The sequence below is a fragment of the Pseudoalteromonas sp. THAF3 genome (genome assembly GCF_009363775.1).
Taxonomy (GTDB): Bacteria; Pseudomonadota; Gammaproteobacteria; order Enterobacterales; family Alteromonadaceae; genus Pseudoalteromonas; species Pseudoalteromonas ruthenica.
Window position 1 is genome coordinate 2,752,355 of the sequence record NZ_CP045418.1, and the last position, 26,123, is coordinate 2,778,477.

The 26,123-nt window shown below is 47.3% G+C and carries 21 protein-coding genes; 5 read left to right on the top strand and 16 right to left on the bottom strand.

Annotation, left to right across the window (positions count from 1 at the left end):
- Window positions 1-13 precede the first annotated feature (13 nt).
- The 3 genes from yajC to queA all read right to left on the bottom strand — a co-directional run bounded on the left by yajC (window position 14) and on the right by queA (window position 2,754).
- On the bottom strand, window positions 14-352 hold the full coding sequence (yajC, locus tag FIU82_RS12785) for a preprotein translocase subunit YajC (protein WP_045979227.1): 339 nt from the start codon (window positions 350-352) through the stop codon (window positions 14-16).
- Between the two features lie 78 nt (window positions 353-430).
- On the bottom strand, window positions 431-1,555 hold the full coding sequence (gene tgt, locus FIU82_RS12790) for a tRNA guanosine(34) transglycosylase Tgt (RefSeq protein ID WP_022945417.1): 1,125 nt from the start codon (window positions 1,553-1,555) through the stop codon (window positions 431-433).
- A 158-nt stretch (window positions 1,556-1,713) separates the two neighbouring features.
- The gene (queA, locus tag FIU82_RS12795; RefSeq protein WP_152441228.1) at window positions 1,714-2,754 is read right to left on the bottom strand and encodes a tRNA preQ1(34) S-adenosylmethionine ribosyltransferase-isomerase QueA; all 1,041 of its coding nucleotides are present in this window, start codon (window positions 2,752-2,754) and stop codon (window positions 1,714-1,716) included.
- A gap of 143 nt (window positions 2,755-2,897) precedes the next feature.
- Between queA and FIU82_RS12800 the strand changes: the two genes are divergently transcribed.
- Window positions 2,898-5,399, top strand: a complete 2,502-nt coding sequence (locus tag FIU82_RS12800) for an EAL domain-containing protein (RefSeq protein ID WP_152441229.1) — start codon at window positions 2,898-2,900, stop codon at window positions 5,397-5,399.
- 243 nt (window positions 5,400-5,642) lie between these two features.
- A complete protein-coding gene (locus FIU82_RS12805) occupies window positions 5,643-5,846 on the top strand; it encodes a hypothetical protein (protein WP_045979225.1) in 204 nt (67 codons plus the stop codon).
- Between the two features lie 13 nt (window positions 5,847-5,859).
- On the opposite strand, the gene FIU82_RS12810 is transcribed toward FIU82_RS12805, so the two are convergent.
- The 7 genes from FIU82_RS12810 to FIU82_RS12840 form a co-directional block, all read right to left on the bottom strand.
- Window positions 5,860-6,780, bottom strand: a complete 921-nt coding sequence (locus tag FIU82_RS12810; RefSeq protein WP_022945413.1) for a hydrogen peroxide-inducible genes activator — start codon at window positions 6,778-6,780, stop codon at window positions 5,860-5,862.
- A 107-nt stretch (window positions 6,781-6,887) separates the two neighbouring features.
- A complete protein-coding gene (locus tag FIU82_RS12815; protein ID WP_022945412.1) occupies window positions 6,888-8,156 on the bottom strand; it encodes an inorganic phosphate transporter in 1,269 nt (422 codons plus the stop codon).
- Between the two features lie 75 nt (window positions 8,157-8,231).
- A complete protein-coding gene (locus tag FIU82_RS12820; RefSeq protein ID WP_022945411.1) occupies window positions 8,232-8,909 on the bottom strand; it encodes a TIGR00153 family protein in 678 nt (225 codons plus the stop codon).
- A gap of 270 nt (window positions 8,910-9,179) precedes the next feature.
- Complete coding sequence (gene phoU, locus FIU82_RS12825; protein ID WP_022945410.1) at window positions 9,180-9,881, bottom strand: phosphate signaling complex protein PhoU; 702 nt, start codon at window positions 9,879-9,881, stop codon at window positions 9,180-9,182.
- 63 nt (window positions 9,882-9,944) lie between these two features.
- A complete protein-coding gene (gene pstB / locus FIU82_RS12830; protein WP_022945409.1) occupies window positions 9,945-10,769 on the bottom strand; it encodes a phosphate ABC transporter ATP-binding protein PstB in 825 nt (274 codons plus the stop codon).
- Window positions 10,770-10,798: 29 nt separating this feature from the next.
- Window positions 10,799-12,448, bottom strand: a complete 1,650-nt coding sequence (pstA, locus tag FIU82_RS12835; protein WP_152441230.1) for a phosphate ABC transporter permease PstA — start codon at window positions 12,446-12,448, stop codon at window positions 10,799-10,801.
- Window positions 12,449-12,464: 16 nt separating this feature from the next.
- Window positions 12,465-14,696: an ABC transporter permease subunit gene (locus FIU82_RS12840; RefSeq protein ID WP_152441231.1), complete on the bottom strand. Its 2,232-nt coding sequence runs from the start codon at window positions 14,694-14,696 to the stop codon at window positions 12,465-12,467.
- 331 nt (window positions 14,697-15,027) lie between these two features.
- On the opposite strand from FIU82_RS12840, the gene FIU82_RS12845 reads away from it, so the two are divergent.
- The 3 genes from FIU82_RS12845 to FIU82_RS12855 all read left to right on the top strand — a co-directional run bounded on the left by FIU82_RS12845 (window position 15,028) and on the right by FIU82_RS12855 (window position 19,192).
- Complete coding sequence (locus tag FIU82_RS12845) at window positions 15,028-15,528, top strand: glycine cleavage system protein R (protein ID WP_022945406.1); 501 nt, start codon at window positions 15,028-15,030, stop codon at window positions 15,526-15,528.
- A gap of 111 nt (window positions 15,529-15,639) precedes the next feature.
- On the top strand, window positions 15,640-17,715 hold the full coding sequence (gene ppk1, locus FIU82_RS12850) for a polyphosphate kinase 1 (RefSeq protein WP_152441232.1): 2,076 nt from the start codon (window positions 15,640-15,642) through the stop codon (window positions 17,713-17,715).
- Entirely contained in the window at window positions 17,702-19,192 is a 1,491-nt protein-coding gene (locus FIU82_RS12855; protein WP_253946321.1) for an exopolyphosphatase, read from the top strand. Before ppk1 ends, FIU82_RS12855 begins: the two co-directional genes overlap by 14 nt.
- On the opposite strand, the gene FIU82_RS12860 is transcribed toward FIU82_RS12855, so the two are convergent.
- From FIU82_RS12860 to FIU82_RS12885, 6 genes are all read right to left on the bottom strand, one after another.
- Window positions 19,178-19,633: a hypothetical protein gene (locus tag FIU82_RS12860; protein WP_026111172.1), complete on the bottom strand. Its 456-nt coding sequence runs from the start codon at window positions 19,631-19,633 to the stop codon at window positions 19,178-19,180. The genes FIU82_RS12855 and FIU82_RS12860 overlap by 15 nt on opposite strands.
- A gap of 109 nt (window positions 19,634-19,742) precedes the next feature.
- Window positions 19,743-20,465, bottom strand: a complete 723-nt coding sequence (locus FIU82_RS12865) for a glutaredoxin (RefSeq protein WP_053909820.1) — start codon at window positions 20,463-20,465, stop codon at window positions 19,743-19,745.
- A complete protein-coding gene (locus tag FIU82_RS12870; RefSeq protein ID WP_152441233.1) occupies window positions 20,462-23,581 on the bottom strand; it encodes an efflux RND transporter permease subunit in 3,120 nt (1,039 codons plus the stop codon). Before FIU82_RS12870 ends, FIU82_RS12865 begins: the two co-directional genes overlap by 4 nt.
- The gene (locus FIU82_RS12875) at window positions 23,578-25,035 is read right to left on the bottom strand and encodes an efflux RND transporter periplasmic adaptor subunit (protein ID WP_152441234.1); all 1,458 of its coding nucleotides are present in this window, start codon (window positions 25,033-25,035) and stop codon (window positions 23,578-23,580) included. Before FIU82_RS12875 ends, FIU82_RS12870 begins: the two co-directional genes overlap by 4 nt.
- 65 nt (window positions 25,036-25,100) lie before the next feature.
- On the bottom strand, window positions 25,101-25,451 hold the full coding sequence (locus FIU82_RS12880) for a hypothetical protein (RefSeq protein WP_151173436.1): 351 nt from the start codon (window positions 25,449-25,451) through the stop codon (window positions 25,101-25,103).
- 23 nt (window positions 25,452-25,474) lie between these two features.
- The gene (locus tag FIU82_RS12885) at window positions 25,475-26,101 is read right to left on the bottom strand and encodes a paraquat-inducible protein A (protein WP_152441235.1); all 627 of its coding nucleotides are present in this window, start codon (window positions 26,099-26,101) and stop codon (window positions 25,475-25,477) included.
- Between the last annotated feature and the right edge of the window lie 22 nt (window positions 26,102-26,123).

Consider the following 26,123-nt stretch of genomic DNA (forward strand, 5'->3'; position numbering starts at 1 on the left):
TTTCCTTTTTGGTTTATAGCGACTTCATTGTGCCTTTGGGTAGTACTGCGCTAATCGCAGACTTCTGCACTGTTACTTCGGTTTGGTCGTTCAGCGAGATAAGCACAAAGTCTTTATCTTCAGACACCTTAGTGATCTTACCAACCATGCCGCCTTGAGTAAGCACTTCATCACCTTTGGCTAAAGCGCTCATTAGGTTTTTGTGCTCTTTTACTCGCTTAGCTTGCGGGCGGTAGATAAGAAAGTAAAAAACCAAACCGAAAATGGCCAGCATAATTAGCATTTCATAGCCACCACCAGCTGGTGCGGCGCCCGCTGTGCTTGCATGTGCGTTTGCAATAAATAAACTCATCAGGTAGTCCCCTTAAGTACTTAACTATTAATTTTAGTGTTGTAAATTACAGGCAAGCCCGCACAAGGCGGGCCGCAATTATTCTGTTTCTGCGAGCTCTGGAACCGCAGTATTACGGCGAGCATAAAAGTCTGCTACGAAAGCGTCAAGCTTGCCGCTGGCAATTGCCTCACGCAACCCTTCCATTAAACGTTGGTAGTAGCGCAAGTTATGAATGGTGTTCAAACGCGCACCGAGAATCTCATTACACTTATCCAAGTGATGCAAATAAGCGCGTGAATAGTTCTTACAGGTGTGGCAATCACATTCACTATCCAGCGGCGCGGTGTCGGTCTTGTGCACGGCGTTACGGATTTTAACCACCCCACCGGTAACAAATAAATGACCATTACGTGCGTTTCGTGTCGGCATCACGCAGTCAAACATATCAATACCACGACGTACCGCTTCAACGATATCTTCGGGCTTGCCGACGCCCATTAGATAACGCGGTTTTTGCTCTGGCATTTTGTAAGCGCAATGGTCGAGAATATTGATCATGTCTTCTTTAGGCTCCCCTACGGAGAGTCCACCGAGGGCATAGCCATCAAAATCAATTTCCTCCAGCCCTGCTTGCGATTGTGCTCGCAGCTCTGGGTACATACCACCTTGAATAATACCAAACAGCGCTGACGGGTTATCACCGTGCGCTTGTTTTGAACGTTTTGCCCAGCGCAGTGATAATTCCATAGAGTCTTTAGCTTGCTTCTCTGTTGCTGGGTAAGGCGTACATTCGTCAAAAATCATGACAATGTCAGAGCCTAGATCACACTGCACTTGCATCGCTTTTTCAGGGCTCAGCATTATTTTCTCACCGTTAACGGGAGAGCGGAACATGACGCCTTCTTCCGTTATTTTACGCATAGCGCCGAGACTGAAGACCTGAAAACCACCGGAGTCTGTCAAAATCGGCTTGTCCCATGCCATGAAGTCATGGAGGTCACCGTGTTGTTTAATAATCTCGGTGCCCGGACGTAGCATGAGGTGGAAAGTATTTCCCAAGCAAATGTGCGCCCCCGTATCTTTAAGCTCGTCTGGGGTCATCCCCTTTACTGTGCCATAGGTACCTACCGGCATAAATGCGGGGGTTTCAACGACACCGCGTTCGAAAATTAAGCGCCCACGGCGTGCTTTGCCGTCGGTTGTATCTAGTTCAAATTTCATGTGGTCCTCAATAGGTCGGAAAAACAGTCCAACTCGAGCGCAAAATGCGCAGATTAACCGCCCGATTTTACCTGTTTTGTCGCAGCAATACTATGAATTGGGGCGAATCGAAGAAATAAAAGCAACAAATAAAAAAAGCCGCTTCTTGCGGCTTTTTCTTAGTCTTTATCTTGGCGGGTTAAAAACATCGCATCGCCATAACTAAAGAAACGATAACGCTCTTTGATAGCCTCTTGATAGGCCGACATAATATGCTCCTGCCCAGAGAATGCGCTGACCAGCATAATTAATGTGGACTCCGGTAAGTGAAAGTTTGTGATCATGGCATCGACGACATTGAACTGATACCCAGGGTAGATAAAGATATCGGTATCGCCGACATAACTAATGAGCTCACCGCCACCGATTTTCGCTGCCGATTCCAAAGAACGCACCGAGGTTGTGCCCACAGCAATAACGCGCCCGCCTTGGGCTTTAGTTTTCGCAATGGCATCAACAACATCTTGTGGTACATCAATGTATTCTGAGTGCATATGATGCTCTTGAACGCTGTCTACCCGCACCGGCTGAAACGTCCCTGCACCAACGTGTAGGGTCACAAACGCCATGGCCACGCCTTTGTCCTTTAACGCTGCCATTAGCGGCTCATCAAAATGTAATCCGGCTGTTGGTGCGGCAACTGCACCGGGTTTTTCACCATACACTGTTTGATAGCGCTGCTTATCTTCATCAGTATCAGGGCGGTCAATATATGGAGGCAAAGGCATATGGCCAATCTGCTCAAGGGTGTCTAACACTGACGTATCACCTTTGAGCTCAAGCTCGAACAGCTCGCCTTGACGGCCAATCATTTCCATCTGCGCTTGTTCTTCAAGAACCATCACCGTTCCCGGTTTAGGTGACTTATTGGCTCTCACGTGAGCAAGCACACGCTTGTCATCAAGCACTCTTTCTACAAGCACTTCCACCTTGCCACCAGAGCGCTTTTGTCCATGCATACGGGCAGGGATCACTTTGGTGTTATTAAACACCAACAGATCACCAGGTTCGATGAAGTCAATGATGTCCTTGAAAATATGGTGGGTGGTATTACCGCTGTTACCCTCTACTTTTAACAGGCGACTTTGGCTACGTTCCTTTTGCGGAAATCGAGCAATCAATTCTTCAGGTAGCTCAAAACTAAAATCGGCCACGCGCATGGGTTTTCTCCGGGGTGCTGAAAATCGCGCCAATTCTAGTTCCCCCCTTGACTGAAATCAAGCGCATAGCGCTTGTCTCGGGTGACAATTACCTATAATCTAGCGGATTCAATTTAGGTCTTAAACAGTTGGGTTGCGATACCATGGCTACGCCGTTGAGCCTCATGATAGTCAATGCCAGTGCAGTTGAGCGCAGCATCATTAAACGTACTTTGGGGCGTCTCGATATTTTCTCTGTGCTTGAGTTCGCAGACTCCCAAGAAGCATTGCAGGTGCTGAAAGAACGCGCGGTAAGCTTAGTAATTACCGGACTGGATGTAGGCACCATCGATGGCTGGCGCTTTTCACGAATGATTCGCTCCGGATTGCTGAAAACCCCTAAACACACCCCGATTGTACTGACTCCCCCTTTTTATTGTGAACGTATCGCCGAAACCACAGCTCGCAGCTATGGTATTGATGCGGTTGTGCCCATTGAGCGCCAAGATTTACTACCGCAAACACTGGCCAATGTTCTGTCCACGCAACTCGATAAAAGCAGTCGTTTAGGTCTGCTGTTACTCGAAGCCGATAGCACCAAAGCAAAAGCGATGAGTGAGGCTTTAGCGTTAAACTTTGCCGTTGAAGTATGCAGCTCTGTGCGCCAAGCCTTAAGCACGTATTTGCAAGGGCGTTACGCCATCGTATTGCTAGATGCCAGTATTGCCAATGCCGAGACTGCTAACGAGTTGGTTCAAAGTATTCTCTCTCATAATGCCAGCCAAGCGATTGTCACTATTATAGATAGCCACGACGCTGACTATGCCGAGCGTTTATTGTTGAGCGGCGTCACCGACTTTATTCGTCGCCCTTACAATGACGCACTACTAATGAAAGTGTGTGACCACGCCGCGCGTCGTGAAGACTTTATAGCCAGCTACAGCGAGTTTGAGAAGAAAGTGGCGCAGCTAAGCCAAAGTCAATCACGCTATAAAGAGCTCTATTCAGCGCACCAACGCATTCTTATGCATCTTAATACCATCGTTATGGAGCTCGACGAGCAAGGCTGCATCCGCTTTATTAACCCAGCCTGGGAAGCAAATACCGGGTATGGTTTAAAGCAAAGTATTGGCAAGCCGCTTACCAACTACGCGTTAGCGCATGACCAAGCAAGGCTTCAGCAAGTATTGAGCGCTGTTGCTCAGGGTGAGCAACAACGGCGTAAGATAGAAGTGCAACTGGTTACACAACAGGGCAATAGCGCTTGGTTTGAATGCCGTTTCCAGCATGTTAATGAAGCCAATGCTGGCGCGGTGATCACCGCTTCCATCGACAATATTGAAGAGCGCAAGCAGGCGGAGTTACAGTTACAACACTTAGCATTACACGATACCCTTACAGGGCTTCACAACCGCTATTATTTTGACCAACAACTCTCTCAGTTGTGTCGCCAAACCCGTGCTAATGATGAGCACGCACTGATTTATATCGACCTTGACCACTTCAAAATTATTAACGACAGCAAGGGACACCAAGAAGGTGACGTTGTTCTTAAAGAGGTCGCCAACTTATTCCAAGAGCATATCGGCGATAGCCATTTAGTCTTTCGCATCGGCGGCGATGAGTTCGCCATTTTACTTAAAGACACCCCATTTTTAGACGCTCATATGGTGGCTGAAGGGGTATGTATGGCCATTGATAGCTACCAGTTCCATTGCCAAGAGCAGCTCTACTCTATTAGTTGCTCAATCGGCATCACACAAATATCGGCACAGAACAACGATGCTAGCGAATGCCTTAAGCAGGCTGATATCGCACTGTATATTGCCAAAAGTCAGGGCCGTAATTTAGTGCATTGCTATGATGCTCGTGACTCGCAAAGTAATGCGATGCAAAGTGGCTTGGAATGGGGTCACAATGTGCGCTCGGCACTGCAGCAAAACAACATCGAGTTACACTATCAGGCCGTGTGGGACATTAAGCGCTCGCGTATTGCTTATTATGAGGCCCTATTAAGGCTGGTTGTTGATGACGAGCTTATCTACCCGAACCAATTTATCCCAGCCCTTGAAATGCTCAATGACAGCTACTTGATGGACCAATGTGTAGTTCGCCGAGCGATTAGCGATCTCAGTGAAAACCCGCAGTTACAGCGTGTTGCCATCAACCTCTCGGCGCAATCGTTTTTAGATGAGCGTTTATTGCCACATATCCGCGCCATGCTCAATGACTATCACGTCGATCCCAAGCGCGTTATTTTTGAAATTACGGAAAGTGCCAGCATTGATAACCTGAGTGCAACCCGAGACATGATCTGCGCGCTTAACGAGCTTGGCTGTGACTTTTCCATTGATGATTTTGGTACTGGATTTAGTACCTTTGACTATCTCAAGCGCTTGCCAGCGCAGCATGTCAAAATTGACGGCTCATTCGTGCGCGATATGCAACATGACCCTATAGACTATGCGTTGGTTAAGGCCATCAACGATATTTCACGCTCGCTGAAAAAGCATTCAGTAGCGGAATACGTTGAAAATAAAGAAATTTATAACCTACTTAAAGAAATTGGTGTCGATTACGCTCAAGGCTACTTTATCGCCAAACCCGCCCCGATAGCGTCACTGCAAAACAATCAAAAAATAATCTCTGCAAAAACATCTAGCTAAGTAATAACGAACGAAATTTAACAATTTAGCGCTTTTTCTGAGCGCTCATTTAGCTATACTCAAATTATTCAGTGCGCTGTGAGAGAAGCAGGTTAAGCACGTACAGTTAATTATTAACCTGCTGAAAATACTAAATAAATCATAAAGCCCAACAATGGAATGTGGCATAGCCGGAGAGGTTATATCGGCTTAGAAGACATTGTCTATCAATGACATCAACAAGGCTCATTAAGGAAAATCAACATGACTGCTTTAGTAACATTACTGCTGATTATAAACATGCTCATCGCCAGCCAGTGCTACCTTCACGCCAAGCGCAAGGGGTATCCGGTACGGCTGTTTTTAGCACTGGGTGTTATTCCGTATTTTAATCTTGTGGTCTGGGTCTATTTGTTGTTTTTACCGGCACTAGAAAAGCCCCTGTTTAAACCAAAATCAACACCTTAGATAGTTAGGTTCATTAAGGCTCTTCACTGCCCACGGTGCTACAAGTACGCAGGAACTCGCCGACTTTATCGCTGAACAGCCGGAAGTCACCGATTCTTCCTGTGGTCTTGCGCCAAATTAAACCAACATCGCGATGTGCATCAGCGCCGGAACTGGTAGCAACCAGCGGCTTGGCATCAAGTATGCCCGCGTTAATCGCCATTTGTGGTAAAAATGTAACGCCCAACTTATATTCCACCATCGACAGCAAGGTGTGTAAATTCGCGGCTTCGAATGGGTTGATGCAACTCGCTCGCTCCAAATTACACGCACTGAGCGCATGCCCAGTCATACAGTGCTCACGTTCAAGGAGGAATACGCTATGCTCTGGAAGCGCGTTGTAATCCACCGACTCATCAATGGGGTAGTCTTTATGTTTCACGAGGTAGAACTTGTCTTTTGCCAATATCTGCGTGTGAAAGCGCCCAGTTTCATAAGGCAGTGCTAGCAGCGCGATATCGATATGGCCATGCTCTAACTTATCGAGTAGGTTATCACTGGTGTCTTCTACCAGCACTAAATCTAAGTCTTTAAACGTTTCTTTGCAGTAGCAATAAAGTGGCGCAGCGACAAAGCTAGCAATAGTCGGAATAACGCCAAGCGTTAGCGTACCGCTAAGCGGGTGCAGATGGCTGCGGGTCAGCTCTTTCACACTCATGGTGTCGTTAATAATTTGCTTGGCCTTCGCCACCACTTCTTCGCCAATGCTGGTGAACATTAAACTGCGGTTTTCACGCTCAATAAGTTGCACGCCGAGATTTTCTTCAAGGTTTTGAATCGCGCTACTCAAAGTCGACTGGCCGATATAACAGGCGCTAGCTGCGCGACCAAAATGTTGATGCTGATGAACTGCGATTAAATATTGTAGTTGCTTGATACTAGGCAGGTTGGTCATGTTTATTGCTCACAAATAAAAAGACCCCAACACCGAGGGCGCTGAGATCTTTTCAAGCTAAAAGACGGTTCTGTCATGTGTTGTGGGAGATAACTCCCACAACGACGTTATACGCCGAATACTGTTCTTAATATGTAGAAGATTACAATAGCAAGAGCAGCACCAACAGGCAATGTTATTACCCAAGAAACCACAATGTTTCTAATCACACTCATATTCAGTGCGGCAATGCCGCGTGCCATACCCACACCCAAAACGGCACCGACTAGTGTTTGAGTGGTCGAAATTGGCAAGCCAGTACCAGAGGCAATAACTACAGTTGATGCGGCTGCAAGCTCGGCTGCAAAGCCTCGGCTTGGCGTTAAGTGCGTAATTCCTTCACCAATGGTTTTAATCACTTTCTTACCTAAGATAGCAAGACCCATTACGATACCTAGGCCACCTAAAGGAAGAATCCACCATGCAAGTGCAGCTTTTTTCGCAAGCTCACCGTTATTTTCAACGATATTTACAACGGCAGCAAGTGGGCCTATGGCGTTGGCAACATCGTTCGAACCGTGTGCAAAAGCCATACAACAAGCGGTCAGTACCATCAGTACGGCAAACACTTTCTCAACGTTGTTAAACTGCATCGCCTTATCGGCTTTAGGGTCCATTTTTAAGCGTTTAATGGCAAGCATACCAATAATGCCGATAAGCACAGCAATAGCTACCGACAAGGCATAACCTTCAACCGTTCCTAGGTTGATACCTATGTGCTTTAGGCCTTTTTTGATAGTCACCAAGGACATGACAAAACCAGCCAAACCCATATAGATAGGTACGTAGCGTTTAGCATTATCCAGTGGGTTATTGGTATCGAAAATAAGCTTTTGCGCGCTCATAAAGATAAGGTAAGCAATGAAGCCTGATAGCGCAGGCGTCACCACCCAGCTACCCACAATCCCCGCAACCTTGGTCCATTGAATCGCTTCGCTACCTACAGCAACGAGAGCAAAACCAATAATAGCGCCGATAATAGAGTGTGTTGTGGAAACTGGCCAACCTAAAAAGGACGCAATTAATAACCAGCTACCGGCCGCGAATAACGCTGAAATCATACCCAACACCATCAGTTCGGGGATATCAGCAAACGGAGCGGCGTCAATAATGCCTTTACGTATGGTCGATGTAACCTCACCACCGGCTAAGTATGCGCCAGCGAATTCGAAGATCATCGCAATGATAATCGCTTGTTTAATGGTCAGTGCTTTAGAGCCCACTGACGTACCCATTGCATTGGCTACGTCATTGGCACCGATGCCATAAGCCATGAAGAAACCTACCGCAGCGGCAACCAACACCAGCACGGTACCGTAGGACGAAATAATATCCATCAGAATAACCTTATTGTCTTAACTTTGTTTGAGCCAGCAGTGTGTTCATATTGTCTTTGCTGGATCTTGGCAATGTTAACGAGCTAGCAATACTTCTAAACGCGAACCAACGCGCTCAGCAATATCGGCTAAATCGCCCACCCACTCGATGATCTTGTACAAGAACATGACATCAACAGGGTTTAGTGTATCTTCAATGCGACGCAATTCTTGACGTAGCTTAATTTGCATATCGTCTGTGTCTTGCTCAATCGCATCAAGTTCGGCGAGCATTTTCTCAACCAGGGTTACTTCACGACCACGGAAGCCTGTTTCAAGTAATTCATCTAGCTCATTAATAGCTTTTGATGCTTGCTTGGTGGCGTCCACACAGCGTGATAGATACTGTAAGAAGTCGCTTTGGATGGTTTTTGGGATTGCCATCTCACGGCCAATAACGCGTCCAGCGATGTCTTTAGCTTTATTGGCTATCTTGTCTTGGTGGGTGATCAGTTCGAGCAAATCGGTGCGCTCAACTGGAAGGAACAGTCCACGTGGAAGATTAAGTCTAATCTCACGTTTAAGATCATCGGCCTCACGCTCTATGGAGCGTATTTTAAGACGTAACTCTTCCGCTTCTTGCCATTGAGACTCAAATACATGCTCAAAAAAGGGAATGAGTAGCGCACTTGCTTTGTGCACTTTTTTAATATGATCTTCAATTGGTTTAATAGGTGATTTTGCAAAAACCCCTAAAAACGCATTACTAGGCATAACTGACCCTTTGAATCTAAGTTTGCAATAAAACCGTCATAAATAGGTCATAAACATAGACTACATTGGTTTTGTAGGCTCGTTTCTTTGCTATTTTCCACGACTTAGTTTAACTATGCTTTCGAGCGCAATTTTACCCTATGTGCAGCTCAAACGCATCGAATTTCATCCCTTATTCAGTAAGCTTTTACACTCAACTGGCAATGATTATTTAACATCATAAAAAAAGGGCAAATGTCCGTATTTGCCCATCTTTATTTTCTAAAATAATTACAGTGTCTTAGCGATATCTTCTTGGGAGATATGGCGAATATCCTTGCCGTTGACGAAATAAATCACATATTCGGAAATATTCTGACAACGGTCGCCAATGCGCTCCAAAGAACGTACCGACCAAATTAAGTCCATTACTTTGGGAATTGAACGCGGATCCTCCATCATATAAGTCATGATTTGGCGGGTGAGTGCTTCATACTCACGGTCCACTTTTTCATCCGCTTTGTGCACTTCAAAGGCCTTCTGCGCGTCCATTCGGGCAAACGCATCCAATACGTCATGTAACATGATTGACACTAAGCGACCCATATTTTCAATGTTATTGAGCAACCCTTGCTGATCTTTAGTGAAAGAGTCTAATGCAACTTTGGCAATGCGCTCAGCCTCATCACCAATACGCTCTAAATCAGCAATAGTTTTGGCAATGGCAACAACTAAACGTAAATCACTGGCCGCTGGTTGGCGTTTAGCGATGATGCGCGTGCACTCCTCGTCAATGTTCACTTCCATGGCATTGACGCGGTAGTCATTAGCTTTGACCTTTTTTGCCAACTCAGCATCGTTTTTACTGACTGCATCAAGGGCACTGTTTAGTTGCTGCTCAACTAACCCACCCATGCTCAGAACATGGTTACGTACACTCTCTAGCTCTTCATTAAACTTGCCGGAAATGTGTTTGTTTATATTGTGTTCCATAATCGCCTTCTCAAAATTCTACTCTAGTAATCATAGCAACAAGCGTTGCAACATGCCGCGAGATTAACCGTAACGACCGGTAATGTAGTCTTCGGTTTTCTTCTTACTAGGGGTGGTGAACAGAGTATTAGTATCGGCATACTCAATAAGCTCACCCATATACATAAATGCCGTTTGATCAGATACCCGCGCCGCCTGTTGCATGTTGTGCGTTACAATCACCACGGTGAACTTGTTTTTGAGCTCACTGATCAACTCTTCAATAACCAGCGTTGAAATGGGATCCAGCGCCGAAGTTGGTTCATCCAGCAATAACACTTCGGGTTCGATGGCGATAGAGCGAGCAATCACTAAACGCTGCTGCTGACCTCCAGAGAGACCAAATGCACTGTCGTGTAGACGGTCTTTTACTTCGTCCCACAATGCCGCGCCACGTAATGACTTTTCCACCACTTCATCGAGTTTACGCTTGTCTTTAATGCCTTGTAGGCGCAAGCCATAAACCACATTCTCATAAATAGACTTAGGGAATGGATTCGGGCTTTGAAACACCATGCCAACGTTACGGCGCAACGCTGCCACATCCACACGCTTATTGTAGATATTCTCGCCGTGAAGCAGAATTTCACCGTCGATACGGCAGCTATCTACCAGGTCGTTCATACGATTGATACAACGTAGTAATGTAGATTTACCACAACCCGATGGGCCGATAAACGCGGTTACCTGACCTTTAGGAATATCCATACTGACATCACTCAGCGCTTGCTTCTCGCCATAGTAAAGGTCGAGATTTTTAATCTGCAATGCTGTTTGCTCTGGCGTTAGGTTATTCAAATCTAGCTTATCGCTACTTGATGCATTTACCTGGGGTGCAACTGTAATCATAACTTTGTTACCTATCTCAATTCTTTACATTACTTATCTAGGGCGCGGAACTTTTCACGCAAGTGGTTACGAATACCAATTGCGGTGATGTTCAAGGTGATGATCACCGTCACCAGTAAAAACGCGGTTGCATAAACCAAGGGTCGCGCAGCCTCAACGTTCGGGCTTTGGAAGCCGACGTCATAAATATGGAAGCCTAAGTGCATAAATTTACGGTCTAAGTGCACATAAGGGAAGTTACCATCTAGCGGTAAGGTCGGAGCCATTTTTACCACCCCAACTAGCATCAACGGCGCCACTTCGCCCGCCGCACGCGCTACCGCCAGAATAAGGCCGGTCATAATCGCTGGGCTCGCCATTGGCACCACGATACGCCACAATGTTTCCGCTTTGGTCGCCCCTAGAGCGAGTGAGCCTTGACGCACTGAACCCGGGATTCGAGAAAGTCCTTCTTCGGTGGACACAATCACCACCGGCAGGGTCAAAATCGCCAGGGTCAAGGCCGACCACATTACCCCAGGCGTACCAAACACGGGGCTAGGCGCCGCTTCAGGGTAAAATAGCTGATCTAAACTGCCACCTAACATGTAGACAAAGAAGCCAAGACCGAATACCCCGTACACAATCGACGGTACACCTGCGAGGTTAATCACCGCGATACGGATCATCTTCGTCACCGCATTTTTCGCTGCGTATTCGTGTAAGTAGATAGCGGCCACAACCCCAAACGGTGTCACGATCACGGCCATTAGCATCACCATAAACACGGTACCGAATATTGCTGGGAAAACGCCACCTTCGGTGTTCGCTTCACGCGGGTCATCGGCGATGAATTTGCCCAACTGACCAAAGTAATGACCGAGCTTGGCAAAGAAGCCCATGTCATTTGGCTGCCAAAAATCAAGCACTTGATAGAGCGGTAAGGTCACCATTTCACCACGCATGTCTCGCACGATCACTTTGTCTCGCTTGGCGGCGTCACGCAACGCAAAGAGCTCTTTCTCATAGCCTTTATAAGCTTCACGCAAACGTTTACGCTCGGCTTCAAGCTCAGCCATGTGCTCGGGTGTTAGGTCATTATCAAGCTCATACGCACGCTCTTGTAGACGTAATTGCTCAAGTTCATAGTTAATGTGACCGATTTCACCATTTTGTAAATCAAGCGCCTGCTCATTAAGCTCAACCGCGCGCTCGACCAGCTCTTCCAGTTTGGCAACCTTGTCGCCTTGAACCAGCTCACCTTGCTCATAGACCTGCTCAATATAACCATAAAAGTTACCGTTTTTAGAGCGTTCAAACACCGCGAGGTCTTTCGGCGTCGACTGTTTTTGGATGTCGGTTTCTAATAACCAACGGAAATCCAAATCAACATACTCGCGGTTACCGGTTTTAATTAGGTAACGGGTAATCTCTTCGGCGCCATAGTTTTTTAACTCAACCCCGGAAGCTCGTACTCGACTCGCAGGCACCGCCTCGCGATCATAGATTTCACCAATGACCGTTTGCTGAGGTACAGAGCCTTGCACTTCAAACTGGTGTACTTCTGATGGCCAGAAAAAGCTCAGGCCTCGCCATGCAATTAGCGCTAACAAGCCAATTACAGAAATCAAACTGATGCTTACAGCACCACCGGTCATCCAAATCCAAGGAGAACCAGACTTAAACCACTGTCTTACCATGTCGTGTCTCCTCTAATTACAGTGAGCTGTATTTTTCACGCAGACGCTGACGAACAAACTCAGCAAGCGTGTTAAACACGAAGGTGAAAATAAAGAGCACAAAGGCTGCCAAGAATAGAATGCGATAGTGTGAACTACCCACTTCAGATTCCGGCATCTCTACGGCAATGTTTGCTGCTAAGGTACGCATACCTTGGAAGATACTCCAATCCATAATCGGGGTATTACCGGTGGCCATGAGTACAATCATGGTTTCACCCACGGCGCGGCCTAAGCCCATCATAACCGCCGAGAAAATACCCGGACTCGCTGTCAGCAAGACCACTCTTACTAAGGTTTGCCACTGGGTGGCACCTAGAGCCAGGGAGCCTTGCGTAAGGTGACGAGGAACACTAAATACTGCGTCTTCGGCAATCGAAAATATGGTCGGAATAACGGCAAAGCCCATGGCAATACCTACCACCAACGAGTTGCGCTGATCGAAAGTCATACCCAATTCATTGGTAATAAACTGACGTGCATTACCATCAAATAACCAGTTCTCGACGCTGCCGCTCATAGCAAAAGAGACCCAGCCAACCAGTAGCACAACCGGCACCAAAATAATTGAGTGCGCTCCATCAGGGATGCGATGACGGATCTGCTCAGGCAGTTTTGTCCAAGCAAAGGCGGTGCTAATAATAGCGATGGGCAGCAATATCAACAACGCGACTATGGCGGGCAAGTTTTCCTCAATCAAAGGCGCTAACCAAAGACCAGCAAGGAAACCGAGAATAACGGTTGGTAAGGCTTCCATAATTTCAACGGTGGGCTTCACCACTTTACGTAGTTCGCTAGACATAAAGTAAGCGGTATACACAGCAGCAGAAAGTGCAATGGGCACAGCAAATAGCATGGCGTACATCGCCGCTTTAAGAGTACCGAAAGAAATTGGGATCAGTGAAAACTTAGATTCAAAATCATCACTGGCCGACGTTGATTGCCAAATATAATCAGGCTCAGGGTAGCCTTCATACCAGACTTTCTGCCACAACCCAGACCAAGTTACCTCCGGGTGCTCATTCTCAATTTCTATCACCTTCACTTGGTTATCAGCCAAGATCAGCGCCGCATTTGAACGCGGAGCAATGGCAAAGTTTTTGATCATGCCATCGGCCACTTTGCCCTGCCATAGTTTCGCTTCACTGGTGGTGTAATACACTCCTAGCTCACCATTGTCACCGGCAGTAAAGAAAGTGCGGCGATAAAATTCGGTGTAAATATCTATGGCTTTTTGCTTTGAAGTTTCAAAGGCGCGGATTTTCTTAAAGGCTTTGCCGTCATCGGTATTCACCTCAAACCACTGCGATACCTCGCCATTGTCGTTTGCCAGCATCAGTGAATTGGCGCCAGCAAGCAGCTGCGCGGAAATAATGTTGGCATTTTCTTCGTTAGCAGCAAGTACTTGAGTCAGCTCAACGTCGCTGGCATAACGGCTGTTATAGATATAGATTTGGTTGGCTGAACGCACGAAAACGCGACTGCCGTCGGGCGAGATCAACAGCTCATCAATGCGGCCATCGATGTTAAGCTCGGTTTGTTCAGCCACCCACTCAACCTCGCCGGTCATGAAGTTTTCTTCACCGACATAGGCGCTAAATACCACTCGCTTGTCTGCGGTTAGGGCCACCATCACCACTTTTTCTTCACTTTGCGAGAACGCAAAACGTGTAATGGCCTGACCTTGTGGGTCAACCTCTAGCGGCTTTTCGCCTAATGGGTAAGTCAAACGTGGAGTCAACTTGCGCTGATTATTAGGGAAGCTCACCATAAAGCTTGGCTTGACGATAACCGCCTCACCATTGCTTAACCCATAGGCATATAAACCTTGGTGCGGTGCGCTAGACGCAAAGCTGGTCACGTCTGCAGGAAGAGCCGTTTTCAGCTCGGTCACTTGTTGACCAAAGCCTTGCTCTTGAATGTTGTAAAAGTCCACCGCCCCATCACGCTTAAGCAGATAGGCAATTTCGGTTTGTTCTTCAAGCCCTAAGCCGACAACATCCTGTTGTGCAACATCAAAGCTTGCACGCTCTTCGATGTGCGCAGACTCAAAAATAGGTTGCACCACATAGAGGAGATAGAAAAATATCAGCAACAGCGCCACGAGCACCATTACCCCGCCAGAGGTAATGCCAAACTGGGCTATCTTGTCTTTAAATAGACGGCTTCTATCCGTGCTAAATGTTAAGTTTTGCGGATTGGAAGTCATCAATACACCCTTATATCTTTACGATGCGCGGATTATATTTCATCAAAATGACAGTTTTGTTACATAACGGAAAAACTAGTACGAAATGAGTAAAAAACAACCAACACTACCAAGACTGTTTTTACATCTGGTTATGACCTATAGCAAATTGCCATTGCGAAGAATTGGACAAACCCCGAAAAGGGGTCAATACTTGCTCATAGCGAGCACGTGAAGACCACCTTAACTTTTTAATAATTATACGTTTATCTATCTTACTTTAAGGCTGTGCTCGAAAAAGGCAGCCGCATGAGCTGACTAAATTTCCACAATAATAAAGAGACCGTTATTTATGCAGCAGTTAGTACTGACCGTATTAGGCCAAGATCGTCCCGGCCTCGTTGAAGAACTTTCCTCCGTCATCTTAGATCATCACGGCAATTGGCTAGCCAGCAACCTCTCACATCTCGCTGGTAAGTTTGCTGGTATTGTTCAGGTCGAGGTCGCTGAAGAGCACCTGAAAGAGCTTCAAGACGCACTACAACAATCCCCTCACTTAGAGATCCGTATTGAATCAGGAGATAAACTCGCCAATGACACGCCTGAATGTTTAAACCTTGCGATCACAGGAAATGATAGACCTGGTATAGTGCAAGAATTAGCCGCAGTGATCCGTCACAAAGGCGCCAACATCACGCACCTGACGTCGAAGCAACAAAGCGCGCCCAACTGGGGTTCACCCTTATTCAGTGCGGTTGCTACGGTTACCCTGCCGGCGGGGATGCAGCGCGATGTCGTGATCGACGCTCTGGAATCAATCACTCCAGATGTTATCGTTGATATAGAAAGTTAAAACCAACTTGTATCTACTAAGAAGATGACAGCGCTGTTATGTCATCTTCTGGTCATACTGCGGTAATAAATTAATACACTCACGCAGACTCTCTTCTACACTGAGTGTATTATGAAACCGGAACACATTGTTATGCAGGCGAGCTACTACCCCAAAGAGCTCAGTTGGCTTTCTTTTAATGAGCGCGTACTGCAAGAGGCAAAAGATAAAAACAACCCTATCATTGAACGCATTCGCTTTCTGGGCATATTTTCCAACAATCTTGATGAATTTTTTCAAGTGCGCGTTGCTGACGTAAAACGCCGCATCCTGCTGAACAAACTTCCTGATGCAAACTTCGATGAAGATGAAGCCCTGATGCAGCAAATTCAGGACAAAGTACTTAAGCTAGGGCAAGACTTTAACGTTATCTATGATGATATCTTAGTGGCCCTTAACGAGCACAATATTCATGTTGATCGACCCGAGCAGCTCAGTGATTTTCACCAGCAATGGCTGTTAGCATATTTTAAATCTGAGGTATTAGAGCACCTGTCGCCCATTCTGCTTGATCAAAACAAAAACTATTCCGAGCATATCAACGACACCATGACCTATTTATTTGTCGAAATGCGTCATGAGAAAAGCCATTATGCATTGTTGGAAGTGCCGACCAACCGACTACCACGTTTTGTGCAATTACCTGCGGAAAAGACCCGCCGCCACAAAACTATCGTCCTGCTTGATGACATCATTCTCTATTATCTTGAACAGGTATTTGCCAGCTTTTTTAGCTTTGACGCCATTCGTGGTTTCGCCATTAAGCTCACTCGTGATGCTGAATATAACCTCGACGATGAAATCGAAGAAGGCCTGTTGGATAAAATGTCAAAAGGTCTAAAACAGCGGTTGCGCTCAGAGCCTGTGCGTTTAGTGTACGACAGTGCCTTGCCCGGGGAGATGCTTAAAGCACTAAGACGACGCTTGGGGATCACTCGCTATGATGCCCTGATCCCAGGCGGCCGCTATCGCAACTTTCGCGACTTTTTAGCCTTTCCCAATGTCGGCCGGCGCTACCTTGAGAACCGCCCACTGGCAACCATTCGCTCACACACTTTTGATCATTTCACAAGCGTATTTGATGCCATTAGCCATCAAGACATTCTGCTGTATTACCCCTACCATACCTTCAATCACTTTTTGAACTATGTGCGCCAAGCATCTTTCGACCCTGACGTATTACATATAAAGGTCAATATTTATCGCGTTGCCAGTCAGTCGCGGTTAATTGGTGCGCTGGTGAATGCGGCAAAGAATGGCAAGAAAGTCACCGTTATGGTGGAGTTAAAAGCGCGCTTCGATGAACAAAATAATATCCAATGGGCAAAGAACTTGGACGAAGCAGGGATCAAGGTGATCTTTGGCATCCCTTCTCTCAAAGTGCACTCCAAACTGTGCGTGATTCATCGCAAAGAGCACGGGCAGATTGTGCAATATGCACATATTGGCACCGGCAACTTCCATGAAAAGACAGCAAAAATATACACTGACTTTAGCTTATTCACTCGCGATCCTGAGATATGCGAAGAGTGCGATAACGTGTTTAAGTTTATCGAGCACAGCTACAAACACTTTAAGTTTAAGCATCTGATGGTCTCACCTGTGAATGCGCGTGAACGTATCGATGAGTTGATTGATGAGCAAGTAACGCTAGGAAAGAAAGGTCACATTTTTATCAAGGTCAATAACTTAGTTGATAAAGAGTTAATTGATAAGCTGTATATCGCGGCCCAGGCAGGGGTTAAAATAAGGCTGATCATTCGTGGCATGTGCTCTTTGGTACCCGGCATCAAGGGGTTCAGTGACAATATTAAAATCATTAGTATCGTAGATCGTTTCCTAGAGCATCCTCGGGTGATGGTCTTTGGCAGTGCTGAGCATACCCAGGTATTTATTTCATCCGCTGACTTGATGACACGTAACCTTGATCACCGGGTAGAAGTAGGCGTCCCTGTTTATAATCGCAGCTTACAGCAGGTAATCATCGATATACTCGAGTTACAGTGGCGCGATCGCAGTAAAGCCCGTGTGATTGACGCCGAGCAAAGAAATCATTACGTTCGTCGAGGGAACAAGAAAAAAATCCGCTCGCAAATTGCCATTCATGATTACTTAAAGAAATGGGAAAGCAATCGTGCACACCAATGATGTCACTACTTTCGCTGCTGTCGATTTAGGCTCCAATAGCTTTCACTTGTTGCTAGCAAGAGAGGTTGATGGTCGTTTAGAGGTGTTACACAAAGAAAAGCAGCGCGTATATCTTGCCGCTGGCCTTGATAACAACGACTGCCTGAGTGATGAGGCCATAGAAAGAGCGGTCAGCGTTTTACGGCAATTTGCTCGCACTCTCATCGATTTTCCTGCCGCCAACGTTAAGGTGGTTGCGACCTATACCTTACGCCGGGCGCGCAATATCAAAAGCTTCATGCGCCGTGCCCGTTCGGTGTTTCCATTTCATATCGATGTTATCTCTGGCCAAGAAGAAGCACGCCTCATTTATCAAGGCGTCGCCCAACATGTACACCACGAGGGGCTGCGTTTGGTGATTGATATCGGTGGTGGTAGTACCGAGCTGGCCATCGGAGAGCATCACCAACACCTGCGTTTGAGCAGCAGAAACATGGGTTGCGTGAGCTATTCGCAACAGTTTTTTGCTGACGGGCGTATCTCAAAAAAGCGCTTTAAACGCGCAATTGTTAAAGCCGAGCAAGAGTTAGAGTCTATCGCGAATAGCTTCACCCAATTAGGTTGGCAACATGTACTGGTGACCTCAGGCACAGCCAAAATGCTCAGCGCTTTGTGCCATCAAGGTGACTTAACCCAGCCACTCATCCAATCAGCATTGGCAACCTTGATTGAAGCGAGCTGCGACTCAGGCCATATAGAGCAATTAGAATTTGCCGAGCTCAGCGAAGAGCGCCGACCCACTTTCTGTGGTGGCCTAGCGATTCTTTACGCCGTGATGACGTTTTTTGATATTGATGCACTCACCTACTGTGACTTTTCACTGCGCGAGGGCATTCTTTACGAGCTCACAGAGCTGCACGCGCACAAAGATATACGTGTTGCCACGATAGCCAATGTTTCCACTCGATATGTGGTTGACAGTGAACATGCGGCCAATGTCAGTGCCACCTTGCAATGGCTCTTTCCTCATATTGAGCAGCCTTGGCAGTTAACCCATGAGGATGATCTCCCCGTGCTTTTATGGGCAGCTCAGCTGCATGAGGTCGGCTTAAGCATAAACTCATCTGGATTACATAAACACAGTGCCTACATTATTGCTAATAGCCAACTTCCGGGGTTTACCCAAGAGCAACAGCAGTTACTTGCATGTCTTATTCGCTTTTACAGAAAAAAAATTAAGCTCAAAGCGTTGCCTGAGTTTATTGCGCTTCCTTCTCTAACGTTGCAGCGCATGATTGCCCTATTTCGCCTTGCTGTATTAATGAATCAAAAGCGCCAAGCCAAGCAAAAGCCTGACTATAAAATCAGCGCAGAAAGTCATGCGCTCACGTTGCAACTTGGCAAGCAGTGGCTGTCTGATAACACCTTGCTCGCTGCCGACCTTGAGGCCGAGCAGCAACAATGGAAAAAGCTAGGGCTAGATTTACACGTCTTTTAGGCGATTAGCGCTTTGCATCATTTGTTGTAGCGCATTTTGTTCAGTGAGCAGTATTTGCGAAAGCACGTCTTTACAATCTTCAATCTCTGCACGCTCGGTAAGGTACTGATATAGATCGATAACCTGTTGATGTTTTTTGGCTAGGTAGTTTTGTACTTGCTGCTCATCATGGGCCATATCGGCACTTAATGATTCGAAGTCAATCAGCTCTGGATTTTCGGCAAAATACTCATAGCACCAAGTATTTAACGCATTAGAGCTGGTTAATATTTTAAAACTGGCAACATCAGCAGCAAGCTTCCCCTCATACCCACTTAGATAATCTAACAGCATGGCACAGCGCTTATCGCTGCTTAAGCCGAGCTGTTCAAAATTGGCAGCAAGTCGGTTGTGAAATTCCACTGTCCAATCCAGTACATGATTAATCTTTTTAACTTGCATATAGCCTCCTTTAGATAGTGTTTTATACACAGCAAGTTTCATGCACAAAAAAAGCCCGCTGTCACACGGGCTTCTTAATGCAATGGGCATTCACTGTTAGGTAATTATTTCACCCTAGGGTGTAAAAGATCCAAAGACCCATTACCAACATGATGGCGTTTTCAGAAAAGCTGACGGCCCCTAGAGGGACTGATTGATTACCACCAACACACGCACAGTTGAGGTCACGCTTATCGATATATACGGCTTTAAATACCGATATCCCGCCAATGAGACCAGCAAAAGTCGCGATCACAGCCGTCGCCCATGGCCATAAGCCGCTGAGCATCCCCAGTCCGGCGGCAAGCTCTAAAAACGGATAAATGTACCCATAAGCAGGGAGCTTCATGGTCAGTAGATCATACTGTTTAAAGCCATTAACAAAACTGCCTATATCCATCAATTTTAACAGCGCCAATAAACACAGTGATGCGCCCATAAAACTCATCACTAAGGTGGATAATTGCCATCCCATATGCCCAGCGCTTAGCGCAAGGGCGATAGCAAAAGCGGTGCTAAATACTGCAATAACGGGCGTATAGCTTTGCTCATCGTCTTGTTCATCGCTCTGTACACCAAAGTGCTGCTGTAAATCATCAAAACCGCCGATACGCTCACCATCCAAGATGATTTGCGGTGTAGTGCCAACATCGAAGCGAGATTTAAGTGCTTGCTCCTCTTCCTTATCGGCAAAAACATGATCTTCATAGTCAACATTCTGGCTATCAAGGAGCGCAATGGCCTTTTCACCAAATGGACAACTCGGTTTGCGATAAATATGATTATTACTCATCTCGACTCCTTGTTTGTGTGTTTTACCCGCCATAAGAAATACACAGCCGGGATAACGATCAGTGTCAGCAACAATGCACTTGCCATGCCACCGACCATAGGCGCGGCAATGCGGCTCATTACCTCACTGCCGGTACCGCTGCCATAGAGTACGGGTAACAGCCCAATAATAATGGTCGCAACCGTCATCATTACAGGGCGCACTCGCAATCCAGCACCGGTTTTAATCGCTTGGCGTAACTGAGCCGGTGTTAATGGCCCATGCTGGAGCTTGGCCTCATCATAAGCTTGATTTAAATACACCAGCATAATCACACCAATTTCTACGGCGACACCAGCAAGAGCGATAAAGCCCACACCCACAGCCACCGACAGATTGAATTGCATCAGGTAAAGCAACCACACCCCACCGATAAGCGCCAATGGCACCGTGCCCATGATAATGGCGACCTCAGCAAAACGGCGAAAGTTTAAAAACAACAAAATAGCGATAATAGCGAGGGTCAAGGGCACCACATAACTGAGCTTGGCTTTCGCCCGCTCCATATATTCATACTGACCCGCAAAACGCAGTGAGTAGCCAGGAGGTAACTCCAAAGACTGCTGCAGATAGGCTTTAGCTTCACTAACATAGCTGCCCATATCGACGTTATTGATATCGACAAACGTCCAGCCGTTAATGCGCGAGTTTTCGCTCTTGATCCCCGCAGGCCCCGAAGTGACGCGAATGCCGGCAACATCATCGAGCTGTAATTGCACGCCAGTAGGAGTAATAATGGGCAACCTCCCTAAACTTTGTGGCGAATCACGGTAGCTTTGCGGAAAGCGCAGGTTAATGGGGTAACGCTGTTGCCCTTCGATGGTTTGCGTTAGGGTTTGCCCCCCTACCGCAGTGGCAATCATGCTTTGCACTTGCGCCATAGACAGCCCATAGCGGCCAAGCAGCGCGCGGTCAAAACGAATATCTAAATAGCGTCCTCCTGCCACCCGCTCAGAGTACACCGAGGCGGTGCCGGGAAAGTCTTTCAATAAACGCTCAATATCCTGTCCAATTTCTTGAATTTTATTTAAATCTGGCCCCGCCACTTTGATCCCCACCGGGGTTTTAATACCGGTGGCGAGCATATCGATCCGGGTTTTTATCGGCATCACCCAAGCATTAGTTAACCCAGGAAATTTAACGAGGGCGTCTAGCTCGTCCTTAAGCTTATCGATGGTCATGCCCTCACGCCACTGACTCTTTGGCTTAAACTGAATAAAGGTTTCAATCATGGTCAATGGTGCAGGATCTGTGGCGGTATCGGCGCGGCCTATTTTACCGAATACCGATGCCACCTCGGGCACGGTGCTGATCAATTTATCGGTTTGTTGCAGCAGTTCACGCGCTTTACCGATTGATAACCCTGGATAAGTGGTGGGCATGTACATTAAGTCGCCTTCATCCAAAGGCGGCATAAACTCACTCCCCAGCTTACTCAGTGGGTAGTAGGTTGCCCCACCCACTGCCAGCACTAATAACAAAGCAATCTTAGGGAAACGCAATACGCCACCGAGCAGCGGCCGATAAAACGCAACCAATAGCCGGTTTAATGGGTTTTTATTCTCACTGACTACCTTGCCACGAATAAAGTAGCCCATAAGCACAGGGACCACGGTAATAGCAAGGCCGGCAGCGGCCGCCATTGCATAGGTTTTGGTGAACGCCAGCGGCGCAAACAAGCGCCCCTCTTGGGCTTCAAGAATAAACACCGGCAAAAAGCTCACCGTGATAATAAGCAAGCTAAAAAATAGCGCCGGCCCCACTTCGGCCGCTGACTGCGCAACAATACGCCAGCGGTTATCCTTGTTCAGCGGCTCTCGCTCCATGTGTTTATGCATGTTTTCTATCATCACAATGGCGCCATCGGTCATTGCCCCAATGGCGATAGCAATTCCGCCCAAAGACATGATATTGGCGTTAATCCCCTGCATATACATGACGATGAATGCCACTAAGATACCCAGCGGTAAGGTGATCACCGCCACCAGCGAAGAGCGCAGGTGAAAAAGAAAGGCCGCGCACACCAACGCCACAATGAGAAGCTCTTCAAGCAACTTATCAGCTAAGTTATCAATGGCGTTGCCGATGAGATTTGAGCGGTCGTACACCGGGACAATTTCCACGCCTTCAGGAAGGCTGCCACGCAGTTCATCTAGGCGCGCCTTAACACCATCAATCGTACGCTGAGCATTCTCACCAAAGCGCATCACCACAATACCGCCAACAACCTCACCTTGACCGTTAAGTTCAGCTATACCCCGGCGCATTTGCGGCCCCAGCGTCACTCGCGCTACATCGCGCAGCAGCAAGGGCACACCATTGTTTTGAATCCCCAACGGCGTTTGCGCTAGTGCGTCAGTAGATTGAATATAACCGGTGGCAGTGACCATATACTCGGCTTCGGCTTGTTCTATAACAGAGGCGCCAATCGCTTGGTTGTTATCTTTTACCGCCCGTGCCACCATCGCCACAGGAATGTCATAGGCGCGTAATTTTTGCGGGTCGAGCTCAATTTGATACTGCTTTACCATGCCACCGACCGTGGCCACTTCGGACACCCCGTGCACCGCTTGCAGTTCGTACTTTAGCAACCAGTCCTGAATACTGCGCAGTTCACTTAAATCATGGCTACCTGTGGTGTCAGTGAGGGCATAAATGTACACCCACCCGACCCCGGTGGCATCGGGACCCAGGCGCGGCTGGGCGCTGCTCGGTAAGTCTCCCTCTACTTGTGACAAATACTCTTGTACGCGTGAGCGGGCCCAGTACATATCGGTGTCATCATCAAAAATGATGTAGACGTAAGAATCGCCAAAGAACGAAAAACCGCGCACGGTTTTTGCCCCCGGCACTGACATCATGGCGCTGGTGAGTGGAAAGGTGACCTGATCTTGTACCACCTGAGGGGCTTGACCAGGGTAGCTGGTTTTGACAATCACCTGCACATCGGACAGATCTGGAATTGCATCGACCGGGGTGTTCTTTAAGGTATATAAACCAGCCCCAGTGAGCATCAAGGTCATTAAAACCACTAAAGCTCGGTTTTTTATCGACCAATGAATAATAGCCGCGATCATGATGCACCTTCCTGCTCGCTTAGGATCTCAATATCGGTGATCACAAATTGCCCTGCGCGTATCTCAAAACGAAAGCGGATTTGCATACCTACACTGAGAAAATCAGTGGCCAACCCAGCATCTAATTTGAAATCCATGGTCGTCGCTTCGCGATTCCATTTTGCAATCGGACCTCGCGCGATACGCACGGTACGCTCAGCGTGATTAATGGCTTTCACTTCGCCGTTCACCCTAGCATGGGCATAATCGCGTTTATCCAAGCGGGCCAGCTCAGCTTGTTTATTTGACTCAGAATCCAGTAAGAACTGACCCGAGGTCACTATTTCTTGGCCTGGCTCTAAGCCAGCGAGAATCTCGACCCATGAATCGGCCACGCGACCGGTGTGCACCGCGACCGATCTAAAGCGTCCATCGCCAAGAGCCAGCACCACACGCTGTCCTTGCGCGGTATTAATTACCGCTTGCTGGGGCACACTCAAGGTCGGGGCGTTATTACTGGCATCAATGACAACTTTGGCAAACATATTCGCCTTGAGCGCACCATTTGGATTGGCAAAGCGCAATCTCACTTGGGCTGTGCGCGTCGTCGTATCAAGGCTGGGGTAGACGTATTCAACGCTGCCACGCCAGCGCATTTGTGGTAAGTAATCCAGCGTCATAACCGCGTCTGCGCCTTCGTTTAAATACGGCAATTGACGCTCATGGACATCGACAATCACCCATACTTGGTCGGTTGCGGCGATATCCATTAATGAATTTTCGGGCTTAACGTAAAAGCCTTCGCGCACATTAAGCTGCTCAATCACACCGTCTTGTCGCGCATAATAGGTGATATTCTGCTGCACCTTGCGTGTTTCGGTGAGCTCCTCGATAAAGCTGGGGGCAATTTTAAACGCTTTCAGGCGAGCGACTGCGGCGCTGCGCAGCACCTCGTCTTGGCTATTAAGGGCAAGAATAAATTCCTTTTGAGCGTTGACTAAATCAGGGCTATACAAAGTGTATAAAGGCTGGCCCTGACTGACTTTCGCGCCTGCAGATTTGACATAAAGCTGTTCAACCCAACCCGCCACTCGCGGGTGCACATGAACCATGGCTTCTTCATCGTAGCGAATATTGCCAAACGATGTAATCGAGTTAACCAGTTGCCGCTTTGACACTTGCGCACTGCGAACACCGAGGTTGTTCTCAACACTGGCGCTAATGGCAATGACGCCCGGCTCATCTTCAGGCTCGTCATAGACAGGCACCAAATCCATCCCCATAGGAGATTTTCCCGGACCATCGCGGCGATAGCTGGAGTCCATTGGCGCGACCCAGTAGAGCGGCTGTTTCTCAGCGCTTTGTTGTTCTTCGGTTGATGATGCTGGTACACCATCGTGACTTACTTGGGTCACACCCCAAGTAACTGCAGCCGCAATACCCATCGCGAGTGCATACTTCACTAATTGTTTCATTTTGCTTACCTAGAAATAGAGATATCAACAGTATGTTGCTGTGCGCCGGACGCACTGGTGCTAGGTCAAGCGATAATAGGGGGTCTAAATAGGCTGGTGGCGAGTCGCGTGGGGGCACGACTCGGTTGTAGATGTGACTTCGTCGCAACAACGGTACTTGCAACAACCATGCTGTTGGCTATAAAAGCTTGGGCATGACACAAACTATCTGGGCAGGTGCACTGCATATCCTGCTCGCAACAGTCATGTTGACTGGGCTGGCTATCGGCCATAACCGCGTGATGTGCCATCATCGAACTCATAGCATCATTTTGCTGTTGCATATGAGTACACTGGCTTTGCACCGACGCACTCACCGGCGTGCTAGTTAAAACTAGCAGCAATAAGGTGATGATGTAATGCGTCACTTTCGCCATAGTGAATGAAAGCCTTGGTTAGGTTATTTGCTATGTGTTTGCAGCTCGCGCCGCGTCTCTTGATTAATCAGTATACTTGATATAATCGACATCAGGCAATACGCGAAAAACAACCAAAAACCAATGTGCAGCTGCGCGTTCATATCCACAAGCTGCCCAAAGTGGTCATCAGCATTACCTCCCAGGTAGGTAATAATTAGCGCTAAAACAAAGACATCTGCCATACTCCACTTACTTAGCAGAGCACTTAGCCAATGTAGCTTTAAACGCCATTGCCGTGTGTTTATCAGCATTGCTAATAATTGTAAGCAGGTTTTAAACAGCGGTATAAGCAGTGAAAATGCTCCCACTAATACTGCGACCAGCACGTTGTCATGGTGATAGAGTTCACTCACCGTCCCCCAAATACTGCGCGTTTTGCCGTAGGCGTCTATTTGCCCCTCGAGCTTATCTAGTCCCAACATTTGTGACAGCATACTGAGCATACGCCGACTCTGCGAGTCGGATTCAGCTACCAAGGCATCCACTGCGGTATTGGCTAGTTGTGACTTTTCAATTTTTGCCTCGATAGTCAACGCCGGCTGAGTAACCGCCACCGCAAGAAGCGCCAAGGACCCAAGCAAAAACAATATGATAACAATGCGACCCACAAACGCGCTCCAAATTTATAAC

Excerpts from the sequence above, each read along its gene's own strand:
- yajC (WP_045979227.1), bottom strand. The coding sequence starts at position 352 with ATGAGTTTATTTATTGCAAACGCACATGCAAGCACAGCGGGCGCCGCA.
- tgt (WP_022945417.1), bottom strand. The coding sequence starts at position 1,555 with ATGAAATTTGAACTAGATACAACCGACGGCAAAGCACGCCGTGGGCGC.
- queA (WP_152441228.1), bottom strand. The coding sequence starts at position 2,754 with ATGCGCGTGGCCGATTTTAGTTTTGAGCTACCTGAAGAATTGATTGCT.
- FIU82_RS12800 (WP_152441229.1), top strand. The coding sequence starts at position 2,898 with ATGGCTACGCCGTTGAGCCTCATGATAGTCAATGCCAGTGCAGTTGAG.
- FIU82_RS12805 (WP_045979225.1), top strand. The coding sequence starts at position 5,643 with ATGACTGCTTTAGTAACATTACTGCTGATTATAAACATGCTCATCGCC.
- FIU82_RS12810 (WP_022945413.1), bottom strand. The coding sequence starts at position 6,780 with ATGACCAACCTGCCTAGTATCAAGCAACTACAATATTTAATCGCAGTT.
- FIU82_RS12815 (WP_022945412.1), bottom strand. The coding sequence starts at position 8,156 with ATGGATATTATTTCGTCCTACGGTACCGTGCTGGTGTTGGTTGCCGCT.
- FIU82_RS12820 (WP_022945411.1), bottom strand. The coding sequence starts at position 8,909 with ATGCCTAGTAATGCGTTTTTAGGGGTTTTTGCAAAATCACCTATTAAA.
- phoU (WP_022945410.1), bottom strand. The coding sequence starts at position 9,881 with ATGGAACACAATATAAACAAACACATTTCCGGCAAGTTTAATGAAGAG.
- pstB (WP_022945409.1), bottom strand. The coding sequence starts at position 10,769 with ATGATTACAGTTGCACCCCAGGTAAATGCATCAAGTAGCGATAAGCTA.
- pstA (WP_152441230.1), bottom strand. The coding sequence starts at position 12,448 with ATGGTAAGACAGTGGTTTAAGTCTGGTTCTCCTTGGATTTGGATGACC.
- FIU82_RS12840 (WP_152441231.1), bottom strand. The coding sequence starts at position 14,696 with ATGACTTCCAATCCGCAAAACTTAACATTTAGCACGGATAGAAGCCGT.
- FIU82_RS12845 (WP_022945406.1), top strand. The coding sequence starts at position 15,028 with ATGCAGCAGTTAGTACTGACCGTATTAGGCCAAGATCGTCCCGGCCTC.
- ppk1 (WP_152441232.1), top strand. The coding sequence starts at position 15,640 with ATGAAACCGGAACACATTGTTATGCAGGCGAGCTACTACCCCAAAGAG.
- FIU82_RS12860 (WP_026111172.1), bottom strand. The coding sequence starts at position 19,633 with ATGCAAGTTAAAAAGATTAATCATGTACTGGATTGGACAGTGGAATTT.
- FIU82_RS12865 (WP_053909820.1), bottom strand. The coding sequence starts at position 20,465 with ATGAGTAATAATCATATTTATCGCAAACCGAGTTGTCCATTTGGTGAA.
- FIU82_RS12870 (WP_152441233.1), bottom strand. The coding sequence starts at position 23,581 with ATGATCGCGGCTATTATTCATTGGTCGATAAAAAACCGAGCTTTAGTG.
- FIU82_RS12875 (WP_152441234.1), bottom strand. The coding sequence starts at position 25,035 with ATGAAACAATTAGTGAAGTATGCACTCGCGATGGGTATTGCGGCTGCA.
- FIU82_RS12880 (WP_151173436.1), bottom strand. The coding sequence starts at position 25,451 with ATGGCGAAAGTGACGCATTACATCATCACCTTATTGCTGCTAGTTTTA.